We start from the raw sequence: 23,870 nt of genomic DNA, 5'->3' as shown, positions 1-23,870 counted from the left end.
ATTTCTCCTCAGCCGAACAGGGCGGGTCGCCGGTTGATCCAGGGGGACGAACGCTCCAGTTCCGCAGCCAACGAAAGAAGCAGGGCGTCCTTTCCGAAGGCAGCGCCGAAATGCGACCCGACAGGCAGGCCCTTCGCGCTCATGCCCAGCGGCACCGACATGGCCGGGCAGCCCGAGGTGTTGAAAACCGCCGTGAAGGGCGAATGCGACCAGAACAGGTCATAGAATTCATCGAGGGTCTTGTCGCGGCCGGCGAGTTTGCCCAACAGGGGAGCCGGTTCGGCCGCCGCGGGCGTCAGCATGACGTCATACCGGCTGAAGAAAGCCGCCATTGCTCGCGACGAGGCGTGCAGTTGGTTGATCGCCCAGAGGTAGCGCGTGCCGGGAACGGCCAGCGCCTCACGGACCCATTCCTGATTGACGGGTTCGAGCTTCTGCAGGTTCGGCGAGGCCGGATCGCCGCCGGTCGCGCCGAGTGCGACATTGACCCCGACGACGATGCGCCAGGCGGTCTTCAGCGCTTCGGCATCATAGCCCGCATCCCTGACGGTCTCGACATTGTGTCCCAGGCCTTCCAGAAGGCGTGCCGTCTCTTCGACGCTCGCAACCATTTCCGGTTCGACCGGGCTCCCGTTGGGCGAGCCGGTGATCAACGCAACCTTCAAACGGGGCAGCGTCGTGTCCACGGCCGAAAGATAGCTGCCAGGAACAGCCGGCGAAGCCCAGGGATCGCCAGCGTCCCCACCGGCGGATATGTCGAGCATGGCGGCATTGTCGCGAACCGACCAGGACACAGCATGTGGGGTCGACATACCGCCGATTGCCTCGGCAGTGGCCGGGCCGACAGGATTGACCAACCGCGAAGGCTTGAAGCCGAACAGACCGCAATGGCTGGCCGGAAGTCTCGTCGAGCCGGCACCGTCGGAGCTATTGGCAATCGGGACCATGCCGCTTGCAACGGCGGCGGTCGCGCCACCGGACGAGCCGCCGGCCGTGCGGGAGATATCCCAGGGATTGCGCGTTGGGCCGAAGGCGTCGGGCTCCGAGGTGAAACTGAGGGCGAATTCCGGTGTGTTGGATTTTCCAAGGATCACCATGCCCGCGGCCTTGTAACGCGCGGTGATGGTGGAATCGCGTTTGCTGACATTGTTGCGCAGCAGTTCTGATCCCGTCGACAGTATCATGCCCTCGGCTTCGAAACCGGTATTCTTCAGAAGTGTGGGAACGCCCGACAGCGGACTGCCCGGCAATCCGTCCGCCACCTGCCTGCGGGCGAGATCGAAATGCTCGTGCACGATGGCGTTCAGTTTCGGGTTCAGCCGCTCGATCCGCTCGATCGCCGCCTCGAGAACCTCGCCGGCCGTGACTTCGCGTTTGGCAATCAATCCCGACAGGGCCATGCCGTCCAGTGTCGCAAGGTCATCCATCGGTTCAGCCCATCTGCGCCTTGAAGAGGTCGAGGTCCCACATGTCCTTGCTTGAGGCAATCAGACCGTCGCGGATCTCGAAGATATGCAGACCATCGAGAGCGATCTGCCTTGGGAAACCGTCGCCGCGAGGCGTGAAGGTTCCGGTCATGACATAGGGAACCGCCACCTGATCGGCCGCCCGGATATAACCCCGACGATCCCAGGCGACGTCGGGCAGCATCCGCCAGAAGCCGACCAGCCCCTCGGCGAGTGCAGCACGTCCCTCGCGGCGCTTGCCCATCGCGACTTCCTCGTGCCAGCCGTCGGGATGATAGAGGGAGGCCACCTGATCCGCGTCGCGTGACGCGTAGGCCTGATAGAGGCAGTCAATGAGCGTGGCGTGATCCATCGCGAGCTCCCGCATTGTCGGAAAAGAGAACCCCGCCCTTCTTTGGGTCGGGCGGGGTCGACTTGGGTTTACTCGATGCCGGCGATCTTCTTCACCTGAGCGACATAGCCGTCGCGCTTGACTTCGTTGTAAAGCCTTGCGCGAAGGGCGGGAGCCGGGGTGGCGTTGACGTTCTCGAACAGTGCGACGCGACCGGCCAGCGAACCGGAGGTCATGTCCCAGATGAAGTTCATCAGCTGTTCCTTGACCATGGCCGACACGCCGTGGCCGGGCAGGAGCTCATGCAGGAAGTGGCCGACATCCGGGTTGTCGAAGGCCTTTTTGCCGAAGCGCATGACGAGACCCTGACCGCACATTTCCTGAAGAATGTGGATGATCTTCGGGTAGTTTTCGATCGAGTACAGGCGACCGGCCGTCAGCATCCCGACATCCGGGCGCATGACATCGCCTTCCGTCGGCACGGCGAGAGCCTCAGCCGCGGTTACGAAGGCGCGCAGCGTCTGGGCGTATTCGACGAGCTGGCCGAGCATCATCTGCACCGCGGGGATCTTGCCGGTGCCGAGATAGTCGAGGACCATCTGACCTGCCCCGACGAAGAGCTCGGCCTTGACGGCCAGACGGGTGAGCACGTGCCAGTGCGCGAAGACGCAGACCGGGCCGTAATAGCTCATCGCGGTCGGATCGCCGAGATTGAAGAGCCGCTCCTTCGGAACGAAGACGTTGTCGAAGACGATGAACTGGTCGGCTTCCTCGCCGAGGCTGGAGACCGGATGATCGAACTTGCTGGCCAATGGCTGCGACACCATTTCGCGCGAGATCATCTTGATGCCGGGGGTATCGATCGGCACCGAACCCCAGATGCAGGCGTCAGCCGGCGTTTCCTGGATACCACCGAGATTGGTGAAGAAGATGTCGTTCGCCTGTGCGGCGATGGAGCCGACGGTCTTGGCGCCATAGATATAGACGCCGTCGTTGGTGACCTTGCGGGCCTTGAGCAGCGAAGCCTCGGAGGCCTTCGGCGACGAGCGGTCGGCCTGGGGCCCGGCAAGGCTTTCCGATGCGGTCAGGTTGTTGTTCTGACCGTATTCCATGTAGCGTTCGATGTTTTCGGCGAAATCCGGATCGATGCCTTCGATCAGCGACTTCTTCTTCTTGAAGGTCGGCAGGTAGGCATAGAGGCCGACGACGATGGACGGCGCTAGATCCGGCGGGCGGCCAAAGGTGCCGGCGGTCTTGAGCGAGGTGTACTCGATCATCCTGCGACGCGCTGCCAGGTCTTCCTTGGTGCGCGGGATCTGCCAGGAACGACTGAGCACGGCGCCGACCTTTTCGTCGTAATAGGTCGTCGCGTCCGCATGTTCCTCGGTGAACTGGTCGTCGAACATCGATGCGAGAAGGTCGATGCCGCGTGCCAGCGCCGGCTCGTCATAGACCGAGTTCAGCTTTTCGCCGCCAACCCAGATCTGCCGGTTATCCTTGAGCAATTCCTTGTATTCCTCACCGGTCTTGAGCCTGTGAGGTACGCCCTTTACGGATTTTTGCGTTCCCGTCTCTGTCATTTAGGCCTCCTGTTGAAATTCGAATTGCCGATCGCGCCCCCTCGGGCGCCAAGGTCAAATCAAGCTTTTTCTTCGCGCACCTGGCGGATCACTTCCGAGGCGACCCGCATCGAGTCCAGTGCGGCCGGAACACCGCAGTAAATCGCCGCCTGCAGGATGACCTCGACGATCTCCTCTTCCGTCACACCGTTGTTCAGCGCGCCGCGGACATGGATCTTGACCTCGTGCGGACGGTTGAGCGCCGTCAACATCGCGAGATTGAGAAAACTGCGGGTCTTGCGTTCCAGTCCCGGGCGGGTCCAGATTTCTCCCCAGCACCACTCGGTCACGAGTTTTTGCAGGGGAGCGGTGAGGTCGTCGGCATTGGCCAGCGACGGTGCCACATAGGCATCGCCGAGCACTTCACGCCTTACCTGCAGACCTTTCTGGAATTGTTCACCGCTGAATTCAGGACGAGTCATGCATCTCTCCGTTAAGGTGGACAGGAAGGCAGTCTTCGAGCCGGGGCCCTGCCGTCCTGATGGCACCGATCTAGACATGCCGGACTTGACCTGTCAATAGATTGTATGACAAGATTACGGTCATATTGTAGGAGCCGTTTTTGACATCCGTCATCGGTTGGCGACGAGGATTGGAACGACAATGATTGACCAGACGGGGGAGCCGGACGCGGGAATTGCGCCATTCGAGCTATATGCCCTGCGCTATGCGACGCATGCCGGGCGCACCGCCAAGGACAATTTTCTCCATGCCGACCCGCATGAGACAGGCGCCAATCTCGACTATTTCATTTGGCTTGCTCGCCGCGAAAACGAGGTTTTCGTGATCGACACGGGGTTTGGCAGCGATGCGGCCAAGGCACGTGGACGGACGCTGCTGTGCGATCCGAAGGACGCGCTTGCCTTGCTCGGCGTTGATGCCCACACGGTTTCACAGGTCGTGCTCACCCATCTGCACTATGACCATGCGGGCACACTTGGGGACTTTCCGGCCGCGCGTTTCCATCTCCAGGTCGATGAGGCCGGACACGCCACCGGTCCCTGTATGTGCGACGCGAAGGCGCGCGCGCCTTTCGACGTCGAGAACATCGTCGCCTATATCCGAAGCCTCTATGCCGGCAGGATCGAGTTCCACAGGGGCGACCGCGAACTTGCGCCGGGTTTCTGGCTTCATGCGGTGCCGGGCCACAGCGCCGGGCTTCAAGCCGTGCGCGTCATGACCGAGCGCGGATGGGTGGTGCTCGCATCCGATGCCACGCATTTCTACGCCAACATGGAACGCCGCAATCCCTTCCCCGTACTCCTCGATGAGGCTGCACTCATTCGCGGTTACTCAAGGTTGACCGAACTGGCGCCCAGCCTCGACCACATTGTGCCGGGGCACGACCCGGCGGTGATGCGCGCCTACCCCGCGGCCTCGACGGGACTGGAAGGTGTCGTTGTTCGGCTGGATGTCGCGCCCTCCCTGTCGTGGGAGGAGCTTTCTCGATGAAATTCCTTGGCGAACGAGGTGTTCTGATTACCGGTTCGGCCGTCGGCCTCGGGCTGGAACTGGCGCGATCCTTTGCGAAGGCCGGCGATCGGGTCTTTCTGACCGACATCCTGCCGGACGTGGAAGACACAGCAGATGCACTGGCCGAGGAAATCGGCCGCCCCGTCGGCGCGGTCGAAATCGACCTCTCGGAAGCGGGTGCCGCCGCCTGCCTCGTCGATGAAGCGGAAAGCCATCTCGGCACGATCGACGTGCTGATCAACAACGCGGTGGTCCGCAAGATGTCGCCGGTGGAAACGCTCGGCGATGCGGACTGGGATCGGGCGCTCGAGGTCAATCTTTCCGCGCCATTCCGGCTGATCCGGGCATGCCTGCCGAAGATGCGGGAGCGCAACCAGGGCCGCATCATCAACATGGCCTCGGTCTACAGCCTGATGGCGCTGGCCGGGCGTGCGGACTACGTCACGACCAAGCATGCAATGATCGGCCTGACGCGCACCGTCGCGCTCGAACTCGCAGCGACGCGCATCACCTGCAACGCAATCTGCCCGGGCCTGATGGCGACCGATTCGGCGCTCGAGCGCATCAAGACGCTCGCGAACGACAAGGGCATTTCCCGCGACGAGGCGGAGCGGCTTTTTCTTTCCACCCGGCAGCCGGGGGGCAAGTTCATTCCGATAGAAACGGTGACGGCGCTTACGCAGTTCCTTTGCGGCCCCTCCAGCGAGGGCATCAATGGTGCAGCCATCCCCGTGGACAATGGCTGGTCCTTCGCTTGAACGGCGGACCGCGACAACAGGAGAGTTGAATGAGTGAGATTGGTTTCATTGGCCTCGGGAACATGGGCCGGCCGATGGCGGAACGCATCATCGGCGCAGGCTACACGCTTGTCGTCAATGATCGCGCCGACGCGGCGGTCGCGGCGCTGATGGCCGCCGGTGCTGCCGCCGCGGCGACCATTCCGGAGCTGACCGCTCGCGCCGAAACGCTTTTTCTGTCGCTGCCCACGCCCGAAGTGGTGCTAGCCATCGGCCGGAGCATCGCCGAAACCCCCGGCATCGTGAAGCGCGTCGTCGATCTTTCGACCACCGGCCCGAAGGCCGAGATGGATCTGGCGGAGATCCTGTCCGCAGCCGGAATTGCATTGATCGACAGCCCGGTATCGGGCGGCGTCGCGGGTGCAACGAAGGGCACGCTGGCGCTGATGGCGGCCGGACCGTCGGCCGATTTCGCCATTGTCGAGCCGATGCTTCTTGCGCTCGGCAAGGTGATCCGTATCGCCGAGGAGCCCGGAAAGGCTCAGGTGATGAAGCTCATCAACAACATCTGCTCGGCCGCAGCGCTCGCCATCACCTCCGAAGCGATGGTGATGGGTGCAAAAGCCGGTCTCGATGCCGATGTCATGATCGAGGTGCTCAATGCCGGCTCCGGCCGCACATCGGCGAGCGTCGACAAGATTCCGCGCTTCGTCCTGCCGCGCGGCTTCGACTTCGGCTTTGCGATCGCACTGTCGCTCAAGGACATCCGCCTTTGCCTCGAGGAAGCCGATCGCCTCGGCGTGCCCATGCTGGTCGGCAATGCGGTGCGGATGCTCTTCTCGATCACCAAAGCCGATTGCGGCCCGTCGGCCGACATGACGGCGATCATCCGCCCGCTGGAAAAGTGGGCCGATACCGAAGTCCGCGGCAAGGCCGCCGACGCCTGACATGAGCAGCATCAGCGCCATCGTCGCCGCTTTCGCCCATGCGCCGCCGGCGTTGCCCGACGCAGTCATCGCTGCCGGGCGGCGCTCGCTGCTCAACATGGTGGGAACGGCAATCGGCGGTTCCGGCGAAGCGGCGATCGACAAGATGGCAGCGTTGCTGCCGGTCTTCTCCGGCCCGCCGACCAATACGCTGATCGGTCGCCCCGAACGAGCCGACATGCTGTGGGCCGCCTATATCAATGCGGCCGCGGCAAACATCTTCGATTACGACGATACGCATATCCCGACTGTCATCCACCCCTCGGCGCCGGTCGGCCCGGCCGTGCTGGCGCTCGCCGAAACGCTGGCTGCCCAAGGGCGCCCGGTCGCGGGCCAGGCCCTGATCGAGGCGTTCGTGCTCGGCGCGGAGGTCACCTGCCGCCTGGGGAACGCCCTCCATCCAACGCATTATGCGCGCGGTTGGCACATCACATCGACCTGCGGGGTGTTCGGTGCCGCCATGGCGGCCGGGCGCCTGCTGGATCTTTCGCCTTCGCAATTGGTCGATGCGCTCGGCAACGCGCTGGCGCAAGGGGCGGGTTCCGTCGAAACGCTCGGCACCATGTCAAAAAGCCTCTCGGTGGGCCAGGCTGCACGCGGCGGCTTGATGGCGGCGATACTAGCTGCCGATGGCTATACCGGCCCCGAAGAACCGCTCGAGGGTAAGCGCGGCTTCCTGGCGCTTCACGCCGATCAGCCGGACCTTGCTGCCATCACGGGCGAACTCGGCAGTCACTGGGAGATCCTCAATAACACCTTCAAGCCCTATCCGTGTGGCGTGGTGCTCAACCCGGTGATCGAGGCATGCCTCGCGCTGCATGCGAAGGGCGGCTTCGACGCGGCCGACGTCGCATCAGTGGAACTGACCGGCCATCCGCTGCTGCGCCAGCGCGCCGACAGGCCCGGCGTGACCACCGGACGATCAGCACAGGTCAGTGCACAACATGCCGTCGCCGTCAGCCTGCTGCGCGGACGTGCCGATCTGGCGGCATTCTCCGACGCGGCGGTCGCCGATCCGGACATCCGCGCTTTCGGCGAAAAGCTCACCTTTCGCGACGACCCGGCATCTGCCCTGGATGCTGTGCAGGTTCGTCTGCGCCTCACTGACGGGCAAGAAATCCTGCATGCCGTCTCCGCCGCCAAGGGCGGGCTCGGACATCCAATGAGCGACGCCGACCTTGCCGGGAAATTCCGCGACCAGATCGCATGGCGGCGCCTTCCGGTGGATGGCGATGCCCTGATTGCCGCCCTCGAGGGGCTCGAGGGCGCCGCCGACGGCGCAGCTTTCCTGCGCGCAACCCGCCCCGCAACGTTGCAAGACTAGGAATCACAGGAGAAGCGCATGAGCCAGAGAACATATTCGGATCCAATCTTCACGCTGACGACCGGCCCGGTGGACGCCTACCCGTCCGTGCTGCGCGCACTGTCCCGCCCGGTGCTCTACGACTATGATCCGGCCTTCCTGGAGCAGTACGAGGCGACGAACGCCAAGGTCCGGCAGGTCTTCCACACGAGCACGCCACCGGTGATCCTGCAGGGCGAACCGGTGCTGGGACTGGAAGCTGCGGCCGCTTCGCTGATCGCCAAGAACGACGTGGTGCTCAACCTCGTCTCCGGTGTCTATGGCAAGGGCTTCGGCTTCTGGGCCGCGCGTTACGCCAGGGAACTGGTCGAGCTCGAAGTACCCTACAACGAAGTCCTGACGGCAGATGCCGTGGCGGACATGCTGAAGAAGCGCCCCGACATTGCGATCGTCTCCCTTTGCCACCACGACACACCATCCGGCACGGTCAATCCGGTAGCGGAGATCGGTGCAGTCGTGCGGGCGGCCGGCAAGCTGCTGATCGTCGATTCCGTCTCCGCCTTCGGCGGCATGGACGTCCTGCCTGAAACTTCCTGCGCCGATATCTTTGTCACGGGACCGAACAAGTGCCTCGGCTGCCCCCCGGGATTGTCACTTCTGCATGTGAGCGAGGCCGCGTGGGAAAAGATTGCCGCCAACGCCGACGCGCCGACCGCTTCCATCCTCTCGATCAGCGACTGGAAACGGGCCCATGAGGCGAACCAGCCGTTTCCCTTCACGCCGTCCGTCTCGGAGATCTACGCCCTAGATGCCGCGCTCGACCTCTACCTGGCCGAAGGGGAACAGGCGGTCTGGGCCCGCCATGCGCTGACGGCCAAGGCCTGCCGGGCCGGCATCCAGGCCGCAGGCCTCAAGCTCTGGGCGGCGCGCGAGGAGATCGCATCACCGACCTGCACAGCAGTTGCAATTCCGGAAGGCGTCGACGAAGCCAAACTCAGGGCATCCATCCGGGCCCGTTATGGAGTCGTCTTCTCGTCGGGCCGGGCAGAGACGCTGGGCAAGCTGACGCGCATCGGGCACATGGGGCCAACCGCCCGCCCGACCTACTCGCTCATCTCCGTCGCGGCGATTGCCGGCGGGCTCCAGGCAGCCGGCGTCAAGGGGATCGATGTCGGGGCCGGCGTTGCCGCTGCCATGGCGGTGATCGATCAGGCCCAGGCGTAAGGGCTGGCCCGGCATCCAAGCCTCTGCCTTTTGACCAAGGCCTCCGGGAACCATGCGGCTTTCCCGGGGGCTCTCCAGCCCGGTGCCCGTCCTGCCTTTTGCCAAGCGGCTCAGCGCAGAGACCGCAGGGAGCGGAAAGCTGTTGAAGATCACCGGAAATCCGTAAATTGGGCGAGTAACCACCACTTCGGATTTGAGCAAAATCGATTATGTATCCGCCCCTGCCGTAGAGCGATTCGTCGCTTCAACGTGCCGATACTGTAATCATACTCACTAATATCCCGGATCGAGAATGTTATTCCATTTCGAACTTTTCGCATATTCTCACCATCGCTGCCGTTGCTTGGATGATTCGGCGCAATGAGAACCGAACGCTCAAAGCAAAGGCATCTGCAAGCCAGCTGGCCAGACGCGTGGATGGAGGCGGCGTTGCACCCAAAACAGGCACCTCGGCAATCTACCGCTTTTAAAGCAGGCATTTTGCGTGTAGTAATACCGTATTATCAATTCTCAGTTCGCAAACGGGGCACAAACTGATGGCCAAGCTCTTGCAACGGAAGACACCGCCCAGCGACTTCAAGGTCGTCAAGGCCGCGGCACCGGTTCGCCACAGCGTCACCGAGAGCATTCGCGATTCAATCGCGGTCGGATATTTCAAGGCCGGGGAACGCATCACCGAACGCGACCTGTGCGAAATGACCGGCGTCAGCCGTACCGCCGTGCGCGAAGCGCTGCGCCAGCTGGAAAGCGAGGGCCTTGTGCAGGTCGTGCCGCATCGCGGGCCGATCGTCGCGCGCCTGCTCCCCGAACAGGCCGAGGGCATCTATCAGGTACGCGTCGAACTGGAGGGCCTTGCCTGTGAACTCTTTGCCCGCAATGCGACGGACGAAGACATCGAGGCCTTGAAGACCGCGTTAGAAGTCCTGAAGCGCGGCGAGCACATCACGGATCCGCTCGAACGGCTGACCGCGAAGAACGCGTTTTATGACTGCCTGATCTATGGCGCCCACAACGAGGCGCTTGGACACACGCTTTCCTCGCTCAACGCACGTGTGATGGTGCTGCGTGCAACGTCTCTAGGCGCGCCCGGACGGACGCGCGAAAGCCTTGAGGAGCTCGAGGAAGTCGTCGGCTTCCTCGCCGCCCGACGCGGCAAGGAAGCCCGCAAGGCCGCCGCACGCCATGTGATGAATGCCGGCAAGACCGCGCTCGCCATTCTACGCGAACGACTGGCGGAAGAAGGCGAAGAGTAAGCGTTCGGCCCGCATTCGGGCCAACCTCAGATCCCCGGCGTTGCGCCACCGTCCACGTTGATCACGGTGCCATGAATGTATGATGCTGCCGGGCTACAGAGGAAGCGGACCACGTCTGCAACCTCTTCGGGATCGGCAAAACGCTGAATGCCCTGTTCCAGGCGCATTTCCTCGCGCGCATCATCAAACGGAATTCCCCGGTCCCGGGCCAACGTTTCGATCCGCCCGGCCAAGCGATCCGTGACGATGTGTCCGGGGCAGAGCGTGTTGATCCGCATCCCTGTATCGACGGCGCGCTTGGAGATCGCCTTGGTGAAGTTGATCAGGGCCGAGTTGACCGAGCCGCCGATGGTAAAATCCGGTTCCGGGGTATGGGCGCCGACACCCGAAATGTTGACGATCACACCCTTGCTCTCGGCCAGGGCTGACCACGCGGCCCTGCAGAAGCGCACTGTCGCGTGAAACTTGAGGGCGAAGCCGTCGAGAAAATCCTCGTCGGTCAGCGCAAAGAAGTCGCCGCGCTTTGTCGCGCCCGCATTGTTGATCAGCGCGTCGATGCGTCCCGTCGCCTGCAAAGTGGCGTCGACGACCTTTTCCGCGACACCCGCTTGGGAAAGGTCAGCGGCGACGACAACAACCTTCGGCGAGCCCGCCGCCCGGGCCAATTCGGCGGTCGCCTCAAGGCCTTCCACGTCGCGAGCACAAAGGCTTAGCGCGAAGCCGTCCCTTGCCAAACCGATCGCGAAAGCTCTTCCCAAACCACGGCTGGCTCCGGTGACAATTGCAGTCCGCATATTCACTTTTCCCCTCGAACAGAGCGATCAGACCTTACAATAATGCGTTATAAATCATACAGTTAAGCTAACGAAACGAAAATTCTCCTTCGCCACCGCTTTTCATTATTGTATTACGGTATGATCATGCTATCGTATTCTCACGCTGTCAATCGAGAACATCGCTATGGCTTTCCTGGCAATCTTTGATTCCTTGCTCTGCCAGCCCAGCCCTCCCCAGGAGGGGGGCCGGTTTGCGCATCGCGCAGGATGGCGGACAGAAAGCAGCAAGCGCGCCTACTGCGCGACACATCGGGTCTTGCCCCCTTCGGCAGCGCATTGCAGGCGAACCGGCCCGGGCGTAACGCCCGCGCGACGCTCCAGAGGGATCTCGTTTCTGGTCCGCCAGTCGTCGCCCTTCAGGCCGCACCACACACGCTGTACCGCCATTTTGTCACCGACCGAATTCTTCTGGAACACCGTTCCGGAATCGACGTCGACGCCGAGGCTGAAGGAGATGCTCGCGCCGGGCGCGGCTTCCCCGAGATCGGCAGAAAACCAGTGCGCAATGGCCGCGCTGCATTTCAACGCAGTCTTGCCCGTATTTTCGACCGCGAAGTCCAGCGCCTGCGCGGCGGACAGAGCTGGAGTGGCTGCGAAGATCGAAACGAACGCGGGAATGAGAAGGAGGTGGACTTTCATATCGTGACCCAATTCTGCGGTTTTGTGACCAATAAAACTTAGCAGGCTTCAAGCAATCGTCAACAACAATCAAGAGTGGGAACAATATAATGCGGAAGAAAATCAGGTCGTCGGCAAGTATTGCTGCGATTGTATTTGCTGTAAATGGATTTACTTCGGGAGTGGCCCTGGCCGCAGATCTGGACTCTATTGCCATTCTGGCCCCCGAGATGGGCACCGACATGGGCTGGAACCAACAGGGCGTCGACGCCGCCAAGGCCGCCGGGGAAGCCGCAGGCGTGAAGGTGGTCGTGGCCGAAAACCTCGGCTACGGCGACGTTCGCCCGACATTGCGCGAACTGGCCGAAGACGGCGCGGATCTTCTGATTGCCCACGCCTCCGGCTACAACACCGCTGCGCCCGAAATCGGCGCGGAACTGGGCGTTCCGGTCGCCATCGTCGACAGCCCCGACAAGCTGGCCGCCGGCAAGATCGCCGATTATACCGCAGCCGGTAGTGATGGCGCCTACCTGGCCGGTCGCCTGGCCGCCAAGGTTACCCGCACCAAAGTCGTCGGCATCGTCGTTTCCGGTGAACCCCCGTCGTGGAACAACATGTCCGTCGCCTTCACCGAAGGCGTCAAGGCCGAGAACCCGGCCGTCGAAGTCCGCTATGCGGTCATCGGCCCGGCAGCCTATGCGGATGCGGCCGGCGGCAAGCGCGTGACCGAAACGGTCATCGCCTCGGGCGCAGACATCATCTTCGGCCAGGGCAACGGATCGAGCTTCGGCATGCTGCAGGCCGTCGAAACCACCCCGGCCACTGACGGCGGCAAGGCCTATTTCATCGACGTGATCGGCGACAAGACCTCGATCGACAAGGGCCACCTGTTGTCCTCGGTCATCTGGAACCTCGAGCCCGTCTATGCCGCGATGATCCAGGATCTGAAGGACGGCAAGTACGGCAGCCACAATTACGACATCAAGCTCGCAGACGGCAGCCTCCGCCTGCTCAAGACCGCCAATGCACCGGATTCCGTCTGGACGGAAATCGAGGCACTTCAGGCCGACATCGTTTCCGGCAAGATCAAGGTCGAGCCGAAATTCGATGCCGACAGCGTTCATGCGCTGGTGAAGACGGTCGGCTCCAACTGAGCCATCCTGCTCCGAAACCTGTATTGCCGCATGCATGACGCGTGCGGCAATACGGACTTTCATGAAGGAATTTGAGATGCAGGCGACTACCGAGGCAGCACCCTCTCCGTCACACCCGCCCGTGAGACCGTTCATCGGTCTGCGCGCCGTTACCAAACGGTTTCCAGGCGTCATCGCCAACAACAACGTCAATATCGATATCTGGCCCGGCGAGGTGCATGTCCTGCTCGGCGAAAACGGCGCCGGCAAGTCGACCCTGGTCGGCATGCTGTCCGGCCTGCAGCAGCCGGACGACGGCGCAATCGAGATCGACGGAACCGCCGTGACCATCACCTCGCCTCGCCAGGCCCTATCGCTCGGCATCGGAACGGTCTTCCAGCACTCCATGCTGGTCCCAAGCCTGAGCGTCGTAGACAATTTCACGCTCGACGGCGTCTGGTGGCACAAGCCGGACCGCACCGGCGTTGCGAAGCGCATTCACGAGACCGCGAACCGCGTCGGCCTGCGGGTCGACCCTTTCGCACTGGTCTCCACGCTTTCGCTCGGCGAACGCCAACAGGTCGAAATCCTGCGGGCGCTGATGCGCGGAAGCCGGTGCCTGATCCTCGACGAGGCGACCGCCATGCTGACGCCGCACGAGGCCACCGCGCTTGGCGCGCTGATGCGCCGGCTTGCCGCCGATGGTCTCGCGGTCATCTTCATCACCCACAAGCTCAACGAGGCCCTGGCCTACGGCGACCGGATCTCGGTCCTCAGGCTCGGCCGCAATGCCGGCTCGATCGCCCCGGAAGAGCTCAAGGCCCAATCGGACGAGCAGAACACGGCCAACATCATCGGCCTGATGTTCGGCCAGGCCGCCGTCGGCAAGACGGGCGACCAGCCCCGCCCGACGCGCGACTTCGGGCCGGTGGTACTGAAGGTCGAAGGGCTCAATTCCCAAGCCGGGCGCATTCCGCTCAACAATATCACGCTCAATGTGCGGGCGGGCGAAATCCTGGGGATCGCCGGCATCGACGGCAACGGTCAGAAGGAGCTTGCCGAGGCCCTGGCGGGCCAGACGGAAGCATCCGGGAGTGTTGAGCTCAACGGAACGGAGATCGGGGGGCAGAATGTCGGCGCACGCCGCGCCGCCGGGCTTCGATACGTGACCGACGACCGGTTGGGCGAAGGCACGGTCGGCATCTTCGCGGTCGCCACCAACTTCCTGCTGAAGGATATCGGCGCCACACCGTTCTGGAACAGGGGCCTGGAAAAGACCAAGGCGATCAATGCGCAGGCCACCGAGCATGTGCGCAATTTCGACATCAGGACGCCAAGCATTCAAACGCCGGTCGGCACGCTGTCCGGCGGCAACATCCAGAAGGTGCTTCTGGCGCGCGAGCTGACCGGAGCGGCGGAGGCGGTGATTTTCGCCAAGCCGACCTACGGCCTCGACGTCAAGAACATTCGCGCGACACGCGACCGCATCCGCGAGGCGGCGAATTCCGGCAAGGCGGTTCTGCTGATCTCGACGGATCTTGACGAACTTCTGGAGCTGGCCGACCGGATCAGCGTGATTGACAGGGGCAAATTGCTGGGCGCCGTCCCGAATGGCCCGGGTGCGCGTGATGCAGTCGGCCGCCTGATGAGTACCGGAGAAGAAGAATGAGTGAACCACAGGTGACCGCCGTCACGGCGACAACCACCGTCAGATCAAGGGCGTTCCCCGCCTGGGGTCGCATGCTCGCCATCAGCATCGGACCGCTCATCGCTGCGCTGGCGCTCGGCGGGATCATCCTTCTGGCAATGGGCATCAACCCCTTCAGCTATTACGCCTATGTGGTGGAACGGGCGATCCTGTCGCCCTCCGGCCTTTCGGCGACCCTCACCAGGATGGGCCCGTTCCTCCTGATTGCAGCCAGCCTGATCGTCGCATTCCGCGCCGGCATCTGGAACCTGGGCGGTGACGGCCAGTTCCTGCTGGCCGCCGTCATCGTCGCTGCAGCAACGCCGCTGATGTTCGCTGCCGGCATGCCGATCTGGATGAACCTGCTTATCGGTCTTGTCATCGGCGCCATCATCGGGGCGCTGTGGGGCGTCCTACCGGCCCTGCTGAAGGCCTGGCACGGGATCAACGAAATCATCACAACGCTGATGATGAGCTTTCTCGGCGTGTCCCTCGCCAACGTACTGGTCAAGCTCGCCTTCCTCGACCCCGGCACCACCACCCCTCAGACGCGTACCCTTCCGGTGGAAGCGCGCCTGCCGAAGCTGTTCGACACCACCATCTCGTCCGGCCTGATCGTCGGCCTTGTGGTCATCGTTGCCGTGCATCTGATGATGACCCGCACCTCGTTCGGTATGCGGCTGCGTCTCGTCGGTGCCAATCCGCGTGCCGCAGTCCATGCCGGACTGTCGGTCCCGAAGCTGACGATCGCGGTCTTCGCCATCTCGGCGGGTCTTGCGGGCCTGTCCGGAGCCGTCGACATTCTGGGCACACAGGGCAATGTGCGGGCCGACTGGAACCCGGCCTACAGCCTGACCGTCGTGCCGCTGGTGTTCCTTGCCCGGCTAAACGGCTTCGGCTCCATCGCCTATGTCTTCCTGTTCTCCGCTCTGACAATTGGCGGTGAAAGCGCGGCTCGGCGGCTCGGCGTGCCAAGCTTCTTCTCGCTCGTCATCGTGGCGTTGCTGCTGATCACGCTTGGGCTTGCCGAATATCTCGACAAGCGCCGCCACTACTGCGCGAAGCTCTGAGTAAAGGTCTTAGGCATGTCACTGTTCACGGAAAGTTTCATCATCACCTTGTTCCTCGGAGCCATCTCGGCCGGGACCCCGCTTCTGCTCGCCGGCCTTGGCGAACAGCTCTCCGAAAAGGCCGGCGTCCTGAACATCGGCCTCGAGGGCATGATGCTTGCGGGTGCCTATGCCGGCTTCCTCCTCGCGTGGGCGAGCGGCAGCCCTGGCCTCGGCTTCCTCGGCGGTGCTGCCGCGGGTGCGCTGATCGCCGCCTTCATGGTGCTCTTCTGCGTGCGCCTCGGCCTCAACCAGATCGTCATCGGTATCGCCCTGACGCTCGCGGTCCAGGGGCTGACGGCACTCCTGCATTTCGTCCAGTTCTCCCGGAGCTACCCGCGTCTCGACGGCGTCTCGAAGTGGCCGATATGGCCGCTCTCCGACATTCCGGTGCTCGGGCCGATCCTCTTCAACCACAATCCGGTCGTCTATCTGGCGATTGCCTTCGTCGGGCTCTTCGCCTGGGTCTACCGAATGACGCATCTCGGCTCCGTGCTCCAGGCCGCAGGCGACAAACCCGCGGCCCTCGACGCCATGGGCGTCGACGTGGTCCGCACTCGCAGCCTCGCCGTTCTGGCGACGGGTGCGCTGGCCGGGCTCGGCGGCGCCTTCATGTCGGTCGCCGTCGCGGGCGTCTTTATCCCCTTCATGAGCCACGGCAACGGCTTCATCGCCATCGTTCTTGCAATGCTGGCCCGCGGACGTCCGCTCTGGGTTCTCGGAGGGGCACTCCTGTTCGGGGTCAGCCTTTCGCTTGCCACAGCGCTGCAGGTGGCCGGAGTGAATGTCCCGACCGATGTCATCCAGATGTTACCGTTCGCGATGGTGATGATCGTGCTGCTCGTCGCCGGTAGGAAGGCGAGCCTGCCGCAAGCTCTTGGCGAGAGTTTCGTGCGAGGTGCGCGGTGAACCCTGTCCCGGATCAGCGCCCATGAGACAAAACTGGCTTAATTGAGAAGAGAGGATTTTCGGCTCATCGCAGCTCATTCGAAGGAAGCGAAGATGAGACAAAAATCTGGGCCGCAGACATCGACGGCCGAGAAGACGATCAAGGACATCCGCCGCGCCACGCGCAAGCACCATTCGTCGGAAGAGAAAATCCGCATTGTGCTGGACGGCCTGCGTGGCGAGGACAGCATTGCCGCAATCTGCCGCCGTGAAGGGATTGCCGAGAGCCTGTATTATAGCTGGGTCGGAGGAATTCCTCGAAGCGGGCAAGAAGCGGCTCGCCGGTGACACCGCCCGTTCGGCGACAGGCGACGAGGTCAAGGCGCTGCGCCGTGAAACGCGCGACCTGAAGGAGGCCCTGGCCGACCTCACCCTGGAAAACCGCCTGCTCAAAAAAAAGCATGATCGGGGATGGGGGCGACGACGAATGAGATATCCCGCCACCGAGAAGCTTGAGATCGTCCGGCTCGTAGAAGAATCCCACCTGCCTGCCAAGCAGACCCTCGACAAGCTCGGCATTCCTCGGCCGACCTTCTCCGCTGGTATGATCGTTTCCTGAGCCGGCGTCAGGCTGCAAAGCATTTCAACATATCGCGCGACAGCGTTTCCAAGATGCTGTCCTATTCGACGCCACCTGGCTATCAGCGACAATCACCGATCCGGCGGCCCAAGCTGGATGCGTTTGTCTCGACGATCGATCACTGGCTGGACGAAGACAGACAAGTGCCGCGCAAGCAGCGCCATACGGCCAAGCGGGTGTTCGACCGGCTCCGGGACGAGCGCGGGTTCACCGGCGGCTATACGATCATCAAGGATTACATGCGCGAGCGGGATCAGCGCCGCCAGGAAGTGTTCGTGCCACTGTCGCACCCGCCCGGCCATGGGCAGGCCGATTTCGGCGAGGCGATGGTGGTGATCGGTGGCGTGGAGCGGAAGGCGCACTTCTTCGTGCTCGACCTGCCGCACAGTGACGGCTGCTATGTGCGGGCCTATCCGGCGGCTGTGTCGGAGGCCTGGGTCGATGGGCACATCCATGCGTTCTCCTTCTTCGGGGCCGTGCCGCAATCGATCGTCTACGACAACGACCGTTGCCTGGTGGCGAAGATTTTGCCTGACGGCACCCGCAAGCGCGCGACGTTGTTCAGCGGCTTCCTGTCCCACTACCTGATCCGGGATCGCTATGGCCGTCCCGGCAAGGGCAACGACAAGGGGAACGTCGAGGGTCTCGTCGGCTATGCCCGGCGCAACTTCATGGTGCCGATCCCGCAGTTTGCGACATGGGAGGCGTTCAACACCTTTCTGGAGGAGCAGTGCCGGAAGCGCCAGCGCGACAGGCTGCGCGGCGAGAGCGAGACGATCGGCGAGCGCTTGCGGCGCGATCTGGCTGCCATGCGCGCCTTGCCAGCCTCGCCATTTGATGCCTGCGACCAGGCAAGTGCCAAGGTGACGGCGCAGTCGCTGGTGCGCTACAAGACCAACGACTATTCCGTCCCGGTCGCCTATGGCCATCAGGATGTGTGGGTGCGCGGCTATGTCAACGAAGTGGTCATCGGTTGCCGTGGCGAGATCATCGCCCGCCATCCTCGGTGCTGGGAACGGGAAGACGTCGTCTTCGATCCTGTCCATTACCTGCCGCTGATCGAGCAGAAGATCAATTCGCTGGATCAGGCAGCGCCCCTCCAGGGCTGGGACTTGCCGCAAGAGTTCGCTACGCTGCGCCGGTTGATGGAAGGCCGCATGGCCAAGCACGGCCGGCGTGAGTACGTGCAGGTCCTCCGCCTGCTGGAGAGCTTCGAACTCGCCGATCTGCATGCGGCGGTGAAGCGGGCCCTGCAACTCGGAGCCATCGGCTTCGACGCGGTCAAGCATCTGATCCTGTGCCGGGTGGAACGCCGGCCGCCCAGACTGGACCTGTCCATCTACCCCTACCTGCCGAGGGCGACGGTCGAGACGACATCGGCGAAGGCGTATATGCGTCTCCTGTCGTCGGATGCGGGAGAAGCCGCATGAACACCGAAGCACCCGAGATCCTTCTCACCCATTATCTCAAAACCCTGAAGCTGCCGAGTTTCCAGCGCGAGTACCAGAAGCTGGCCCGGCTGTGCGCCACCGAAGGCGTCGATCATGTCGGATACCTCACCCGGCTTGCCGAGCGGGAGATGATCGAACGGGACCGTCGCAAGGTCGAGCGTCGCATCAAGGCGGCCAGGTTCCCGGTCGTCAAAAGCCTCGACAGTTTCGACTTCGCCGCCATCCCAAAGCTGAACAAGATGCAGGTGCTGGAACTGGCGCGCTGCGAATGGATCGAGCGCAGGGAGAACGTTATCGCTCTCGGCCCCAGCGGCACGGGCAAGACCCATGTGGCGCTCGGCCTCGGCCTGGCCGCCTGCCAGAAGGGCCTGTCCGTTGGGTTCACGACAGCGGCCGCACTGGTCAGCGAGATGACGGAGGCGCGCGACGAGCGGCGTCTCATCCGGTTCCAGAAGCAGATGGCCGCCTACCAGCTGTTGATCATCGATGAACTGGGCTTCGTGCCGCTGTCAAAGACCGGCGCGGAATTGCTGTTCGAGCTGATCTCGCAACGATACGAGCGAGGCGCGACCCTGATCACCAGCAACCTTCCTTTTGACGAATGGACGGAAACCTTGGGGTCCGAGCGCCTGACCGGCGCTTTGCTCGACCGCATCACCCATCACGTCAGCATCCTCGAGATGAACGGCGACAGCTATCGTCTCGCCCAAAGCCGCGCCCGAAAGGCCGGCTGACGCCCTTCGAAAATCGCAACGCGCACATGAGACCCCCGCTCGGGCCTAAGCCCTCCCGGCGGTCTCATGCGCGCGCCACAAGTGGCCGACTTTTGCGCCGCCGCGTGGCCGGTTTTTACTCCGCCGTTGACATCGTGCGGGACCTCATTCAGACGGTCGTCATTGGCAAGACGCCGGGCCACCAGCCGGCAAGCCTGCAGGTGCATGGCGACATCGCACACATCATGGCCTCGATGGATGTGATCGACGTGATGCAGCAGCAGTTCGTCGCCGCTGCACAAAACGATCTCCTGGCACGGATTGCGTCTGGCGAGCTCGACACGGAGCAGAAACGCAAAAAGCTCCTCAGCGAATATGCTGAGGAGCTTTTGAAGAAGTTTCCCGAATGGGAGAATTTACAAGTTTCAGTGGTTGCGGGGGCAGGATTTGAACCTGCGGCCTTCAGGTTATGAGCCTGACGAGCTACCGGGCTGCTCCACCCCGCGTTATTGTTTGAGCGCCGGGCATTGCCCGTTTTTTTGTTTGCCGGTGCTCGAAGGCATTTGCCTTCTGCGGGCCGGCGGGGGCTGCTCCACCCCACGTTATGCTTTGATCGACGACTATTCGAACGCAAGAGGGCCGCTTTGCGAGCGGCCCTTGGTCGGCGATGGGCCGTAGAGATTTTGGATGAGAAGATGTTTGTTTTGCACTTAGCAGACCTGGCAGCGACCTACTCTCCCGCGTCTTGAGACGAAGTACCATTGGCGCTGGGGCGTTTCACGGCCGTGTTCGGAATGGGAACGGGTGCGGCCGCCCCGCCATGACCACCAGGTCGGCTAAGGGCAAAACATTGAGAAGCTGGTAGAGGCGTTTGCCTCGTTTGTCTTTTAGAACACGTCTTTTTTCTTCTGATCGGGCGTCGGAGCGAAGCTCCGCAAGGCCAAGCGGCCGTCGCACCTGATGGTGCGGCCCGTCCGGAGCGAAGCGGCAAAGCCGCGACAGCGTCAGGACAGAAGAACAGCATCATCATCGCGCCTTGAGGCGCGCTGATGAGCATGGTCAATGAGAACGATCAAGCCAATCGAGCTATTAGTACCGGTAAGCTTCATGCATTGCTGCACTTCCACACCCGGCCTATCAACGTGGTCGTCTTCCACGGCTCTGATAGGGAACACTCGTTTTCAGGTTGGTTTCCCGCTTAGATGCCTTCAGCGGTTATCCATTCCATATATAGCTACCCTGCTATGCCGTTGGCACGACAACAGGTCCACCAGAGATATGTCCATCCCGGTCCTCTCGTACTAGGGACAGATCCTGTCAATATTCCTACACCCACGGCAGATAGGGACCGAACTGTCTCACGACGTTCTGAACCCAGCTCACGTACCGCTTTAATTGGCGAACAGCCAAACCCTTGGGACCTGCTCCAGCCCCAGGATGCGATGAGCCGACATCGAGGTGCCAAACAACCCCGTCGATATGGACTCTTGGGGGTCATCAGCCTGTTATCCCCGGCGTACCTTTTATCCGTTGAGCGATGGCCCTTCCACGCGGGACCACCGGATCACTATGACCGACTTTCGTCTCTGCTCGACTTGTCAGTCTCGCAGTCAGGCGGGCTTATGCCATTGCACTCGACGACCGATTTCCGACCGGTCTGAGCCCACCATCGCGCGCCTCCGTTACTCTTTCGGAGGCGACCGCCCCAGTCAAACTACCCACCATACACTGTCCCGGATCCGGATAACGGACCGCGGTTAGACATCCATGACGATAAGGGTGGTATTTCAAGGATGGCTCCACGAGAACTGGCGTCCCCGCTTCAAAGCCTACCACCTATCCTACACATGCCGACACGAATGCCAGTGTAAAGCTATAGTAAAGGTGCACGGGGTCTTTCCGTCTGACCGCAGGAACCCCGCATCTTCACGGGGAATTCAATTTCACTGAGTCTATGCTGGAGACAGCGGGGAAGTCGTTACGCCATTCGTGCAGGTCGGAACTTACCCGACAAGGAATTTCGCTACCTTAGGACCGTTATAGTTACGGCCGCCGTTTACTGGGGCTTCGATTCAAAGCTTGCACCTCTCCTCTTAACCTTCCAGCACCGGGCAGGCGTCAGACCCTATACGTCGTCTTGCGACTTCGCAGAGCCCTGTGTTTTTGATAAACAGTCGCTACCCCCTGGTCTGTGCCACCCCACCTTACTTGCGTAAAATGGGGTCACGCTTCTTCCGAAGTTACGCGTGCAATTTGCCGAGTTCCTTCAGCATAGTTCTCTCAAGCGCCTTGGTATACTCTACCTGACCACCTGTGTCGGTTTCGGGTACGGTCTATAGGGTGGAGCTATTTCCTGGAACCGCTCCACAGCACATTCAATCCAATAAGAATGTACCATTTGTGCGATCCGTCACTACCACCAGGCCCACGAATATTAACGTGGTTCCCATCGACTACGCGTTTCCGCCTCGCCTTAGGGGCCGGCTAACCCTGCTCAGATTAACTTTAAGCAGGAACCCTTGGTCTTTCGGCGAGGGAGTCTCTCACTCCCTTTATCGTTACTCATGTCAACATTCGCACTTCCGATACCTCCAGGGCCCCTCACAGGTACCCCTTCACAGGCTTACGGAACGCTCCGCTACCACACATGATTGCTCATGTATCCTCAGCTTCGGTGCATGGCTTTAGCCCCGTTACATTTTCGGCGCAAAGACCCTTATTTAGACCAGTGAGCTGTTACGCTTTCTTTAAATGATGGCTGCTTCTAAGCCAACATCCTGGTTGTTTTGGGATCCTCACATCCTTTCCCACTTAGCCATGACTTGGGGACCTTAGCTGGAGGTCAGGGTTGTTGCCCTCTTCACGACGGACGTTAGCACCCGCCGTGTGTCTGCCGACTAGTACTCCTCGGTATTCGGAGTTTGGTTAGGATCAGTAAGACGGTGAGTCCCCATAGCCCATCCAGTGCTCTACCCCCGAGGGTATTCGGTCGACGCACTACCTAAATAGTTTTCGCGGAGAACCAGCTATTTCCGAGTTTGATTGGCCTTTCACCCCTAGCCACAAGTCATCCCAATCTATTGCAACAGATGAGGGTTCGGTCCTCCAGTTGGTGTTACCCAACCTTCAACCTGCTCATGGCTAGATCACTCGGTTTCGGGTCTAATGCAACTAACTAAAACGCCCTATTCAGACTCGCTTTCGCTGCGCCTACACCTACCGGCTTAAGCTTGCTAGTTACACTAAGTCGTTGACCCATTATACAAAAGGTACGCCGTCAGGCTTGCGCCCTCCGACTGTTTGTAGGCAACCGGTTTCAGGTTCTATTTCACTCCCCTTGTCGGGGTGCTTTTCACCTTTCCCTCACGGTACTTGTTCGCTATCGGTCATGCACGAGTACTTAGGCTTGGAGAGTGGTCTCCCCATGTTCAGACAGGATTTCACGTGTCCCGCCCTACTCAAGGACAATGTGTGTTCTACGCGTACGGGGCTGTCACCCACTACGGCCGCACTTTCCAGAGCGTTCCGCTTTATTCCACATTGCCACTGGCCTGGTCCGCGTTCGCTCGCCACTACTTGCGGAGTCTCGGTTGATGTCCTTTCCTTCGGGTACTTAGATGTTTCAGTTCCCCGAGTTCGCTTCTTACACCCTATTTTATTCAGGTGAAGATACCTTATTAACAATGCTTGGAAACCCAAGCCGTCATCGCTGACAGTTTGGATTTTCCAAGCATTTAAGGTGGGTTCCCCCATTCGGATATCCATGGATCAAAGCTCATTCGCAGCTCCCCACGGCTTTTCGCAGCGTATCACGTCCTTCATCGCCTGTGCATGCCAAGGCATCCACCAATTGCCCTTACGACACTTAATCGTTCTCATTGCCAATGCTCATCATCTATTGGGTTTGGAATTCCTATCCTTCTCGCTTGCGCTCGAAGAGGTTCCAAACCTGACCATACGGACAAGCCGCATATCAAGACCCCAAAAACCAGGTTACCTTTTACAACCCGGTTCATTCAACAATGCCATCGACGTGTTCGATGGATCCGCTTTATTGGAGCTACGCCGAGCAGCTCACTTGCGGTCCATCTTAAGACCAGCTTCTCGAGATCAAATCCGGTACCGCGCGGTCAGGCAACGGTAATCCGACCATCCGTCAGAGATCTTTTCGCTCACGCTTGCCCGGACTTTACAGTCCGCGCTCCGCGGGGGCGCCAAACGATTGGCGACGGGCTTTCACCCTACCTTTCATTTGGTCAACAACGAACGATCCAGAGTGACAAGCTTCCTACCTACCTCCAATCCCTCACCAATCTCAGGCCGGCTAGGCCTTCAAAGGGGTCGTCGGGAAAGGGCTCGGACATGGGCAAAACCCACACCTGGAAGCCTCCAGATCAATCTTC

The 23,870-nt window shown here is 61.5% G+C and carries 18 protein-coding genes, 1 tRNA gene, 2 rRNA genes and 1 pseudogene; 13 read left to right on the top strand and 9 right to left on the bottom strand.

The annotated features are described in order from the left end of the window. Positions 1-8: 8 nt before the first annotated feature. From ACWPVA_RS00125 to ACWPVA_RS00110, 4 genes are all read right to left on the bottom strand, one after another. Positions 9-1,427, bottom strand: coding sequence for an amidase (locus ACWPVA_RS00125; RefSeq protein WP_454285736.1), 1,419 nt, complete (start codon positions 1,425-1,427; stop codon positions 9-11). 4 nt (positions 1,428-1,431) lie between these two features. Beyond that, positions 1,432-1,818, bottom strand: coding sequence for a nuclear transport factor 2 family protein (locus tag ACWPVA_RS00120; protein ID WP_454285735.1), 387 nt, complete (start codon positions 1,816-1,818; stop codon positions 1,432-1,434). A gap of 68 nt (positions 1,819-1,886) precedes the next feature. Next, on the bottom strand, positions 1,887-3,377 hold the full coding sequence (locus ACWPVA_RS00115; RefSeq protein WP_454285734.1) for a 4-hydroxyphenylacetate 3-hydroxylase N-terminal domain-containing protein: 1,491 nt from the start codon (positions 3,375-3,377) through the stop codon (positions 1,887-1,889). Between the two features lie 59 nt (positions 3,378-3,436). Next, entirely contained in the window at positions 3,437-3,838 is a 402-nt protein-coding gene (locus ACWPVA_RS00110) for a carboxymuconolactone decarboxylase family protein (RefSeq protein WP_454285733.1), read from the bottom strand. Between the two features lie 181 nt (positions 3,839-4,019). Between ACWPVA_RS00110 and ACWPVA_RS00105 the strand changes: the two genes are divergently transcribed. From ACWPVA_RS00105 to ACWPVA_RS00080, 6 genes are all read left to right on the top strand, one after another. Beyond that, positions 4,020-4,868: an N-acyl homoserine lactonase family protein gene (locus ACWPVA_RS00105; RefSeq protein ID WP_454285732.1), complete on the top strand. Its 849-nt coding sequence runs from the start codon at positions 4,020-4,022 to the stop codon at positions 4,866-4,868. Beyond that, a complete protein-coding gene (locus ACWPVA_RS00100) occupies positions 4,865-5,647 on the top strand; it encodes an SDR family NAD(P)-dependent oxidoreductase (protein WP_454285731.1) in 783 nt (260 codons plus the stop codon). Before ACWPVA_RS00105 ends, ACWPVA_RS00100 begins: the two co-directional genes overlap by 4 nt. Positions 5,648-5,676: 29 nt before the next feature. Next, positions 5,677-6,573 (top strand): NAD(P)-dependent oxidoreductase, encoded by an 897-nt coding sequence (locus tag ACWPVA_RS00095; RefSeq protein WP_454285730.1) that lies wholly within the window; start codon positions 5,677-5,679, stop codon positions 6,571-6,573. 1 nt (position 6,574) lies between these two features. Next, on the top strand, positions 6,575-7,936 hold the full coding sequence (locus ACWPVA_RS00090) for an MmgE/PrpD family protein (RefSeq protein WP_454285729.1): 1,362 nt from the start codon (positions 6,575-6,577) through the stop codon (positions 7,934-7,936). Between the two features lie 18 nt (positions 7,937-7,954). Next, positions 7,955-9,139 (top strand): pyridoxamine--pyruvate transaminase, encoded by a 1,185-nt coding sequence (gene ppaT / locus ACWPVA_RS00085; RefSeq protein WP_454285728.1) that lies wholly within the window; start codon positions 7,955-7,957, stop codon positions 9,137-9,139. A gap of 536 nt (positions 9,140-9,675) precedes the next feature. Then, positions 9,676-10,392 (top strand): GntR family transcriptional regulator, encoded by a 717-nt coding sequence (locus ACWPVA_RS00080; RefSeq protein ID WP_454285727.1) that lies wholly within the window; start codon positions 9,676-9,678, stop codon positions 10,390-10,392. A 26-nt stretch (positions 10,393-10,418) separates the two neighbouring features. On the opposite strand, the gene ACWPVA_RS00075 is transcribed toward ACWPVA_RS00080, so the two are convergent. Together ACWPVA_RS00075 and ACWPVA_RS00070 are read right to left on the bottom strand one after the other, a co-directional pair. Continuing rightward, positions 10,419-11,186 (bottom strand): SDR family oxidoreductase, encoded by a 768-nt coding sequence (locus ACWPVA_RS00075; protein WP_454285726.1) that lies wholly within the window; start codon positions 11,184-11,186, stop codon positions 10,419-10,421. Positions 11,187-11,462: 276 nt separating this feature from the next. Further along, entirely contained in the window at positions 11,463-11,867 is a 405-nt protein-coding gene (locus ACWPVA_RS00070) for a hypothetical protein (protein ID WP_454285725.1), read from the bottom strand. 161 nt (positions 11,868-12,028) lie between these two features. Here ACWPVA_RS00070 and ACWPVA_RS00065 point away from each other — a divergent pair, with 161 nt between their 5' ends. From ACWPVA_RS00065 to istB, 7 genes and pseudogenes are all read left to right on the top strand, one after another. Next, positions 12,029-13,000 carry a putative B6 ABC transporter substrate-binding protein gene (locus tag ACWPVA_RS00065; RefSeq protein WP_454285724.1) on the top strand — a complete coding sequence of 324 codons (972 nt, stop codon included), beginning with the start codon at positions 12,029-12,031 and terminating at the stop codon, positions 12,998-13,000. 76 nt (positions 13,001-13,076) lie between these two features. Continuing rightward, the gene (locus ACWPVA_RS00060) at positions 13,077-14,648 is read left to right on the top strand and encodes a putative B6 ABC transporter ATP-binding protein (protein WP_454285723.1); all 1,572 of its coding nucleotides are present in this window, start codon (positions 13,077-13,079) and stop codon (positions 14,646-14,648) included. Continuing rightward, entirely contained in the window at positions 14,645-15,736 is a 1,092-nt protein-coding gene (locus ACWPVA_RS00055) for a putative B6 ABC transporter permease subunit 2 (protein WP_454285722.1), read from the top strand. The genes ACWPVA_RS00060 and ACWPVA_RS00055 overlap by 4 nt, the downstream gene beginning before the upstream one ends. Before the next feature lie 15 nt (positions 15,737-15,751). Continuing rightward, on the top strand, positions 15,752-16,684 hold the full coding sequence (locus ACWPVA_RS00050; RefSeq protein ID WP_454285721.1) for a putative B6 ABC transporter permease subunit 1: 933 nt from the start codon (positions 15,752-15,754) through the stop codon (positions 16,682-16,684). Positions 16,685-16,777: 93 nt separating this feature from the next. Then, positions 16,778-17,278 (top strand): annotated as a pseudogene (locus tag ACWPVA_RS00045) (transposase); the annotation flags it as partial. Then, the gene (istA, locus tag ACWPVA_RS00040) at positions 17,279-18,733 is read left to right on the top strand and encodes an IS21 family transposase (protein ID WP_454289488.1); all 1,455 of its coding nucleotides are present in this window, start codon (positions 17,279-17,281) and stop codon (positions 18,731-18,733) included. Beyond that, positions 18,730-19,488, top strand: coding sequence for an IS21-like element helper ATPase IstB (istB, locus tag ACWPVA_RS00035; RefSeq protein WP_454285720.1), 759 nt, complete (start codon positions 18,730-18,732; stop codon positions 19,486-19,488). Before istA ends, istB begins: the two co-directional genes overlap by 4 nt. Before the next feature lie 408 nt (positions 19,489-19,896). Here the strand turns inward: istB and ACWPVA_RS00030 are convergent. The 3 genes from ACWPVA_RS00030 to ACWPVA_RS00020 form a co-directional block, all read right to left on the bottom strand. Next, a tRNA-Met gene (locus ACWPVA_RS00030) sits at positions 19,897-19,973 on the bottom strand. Between the two features lie 211 nt (positions 19,974-20,184). Beyond that, a 5S ribosomal RNA gene (gene rrf / locus ACWPVA_RS00025) occupies positions 20,185-20,299 on the bottom strand. A 236-nt stretch (positions 20,300-20,535) separates the two neighbouring features. Further along, a 23S ribosomal RNA gene (locus ACWPVA_RS00020) occupies positions 20,536-23,338 on the bottom strand. Between the last annotated feature and the right edge of the window lie 532 nt (positions 23,339-23,870).

The sequence above is a fragment of the Rhizobium arsenicireducens genome, assembly GCF_964021225.1.
Note: the sequence above shows the minus strand (reverse complement) of the source record. Positions and strands in the feature narration are given on the sequence as shown.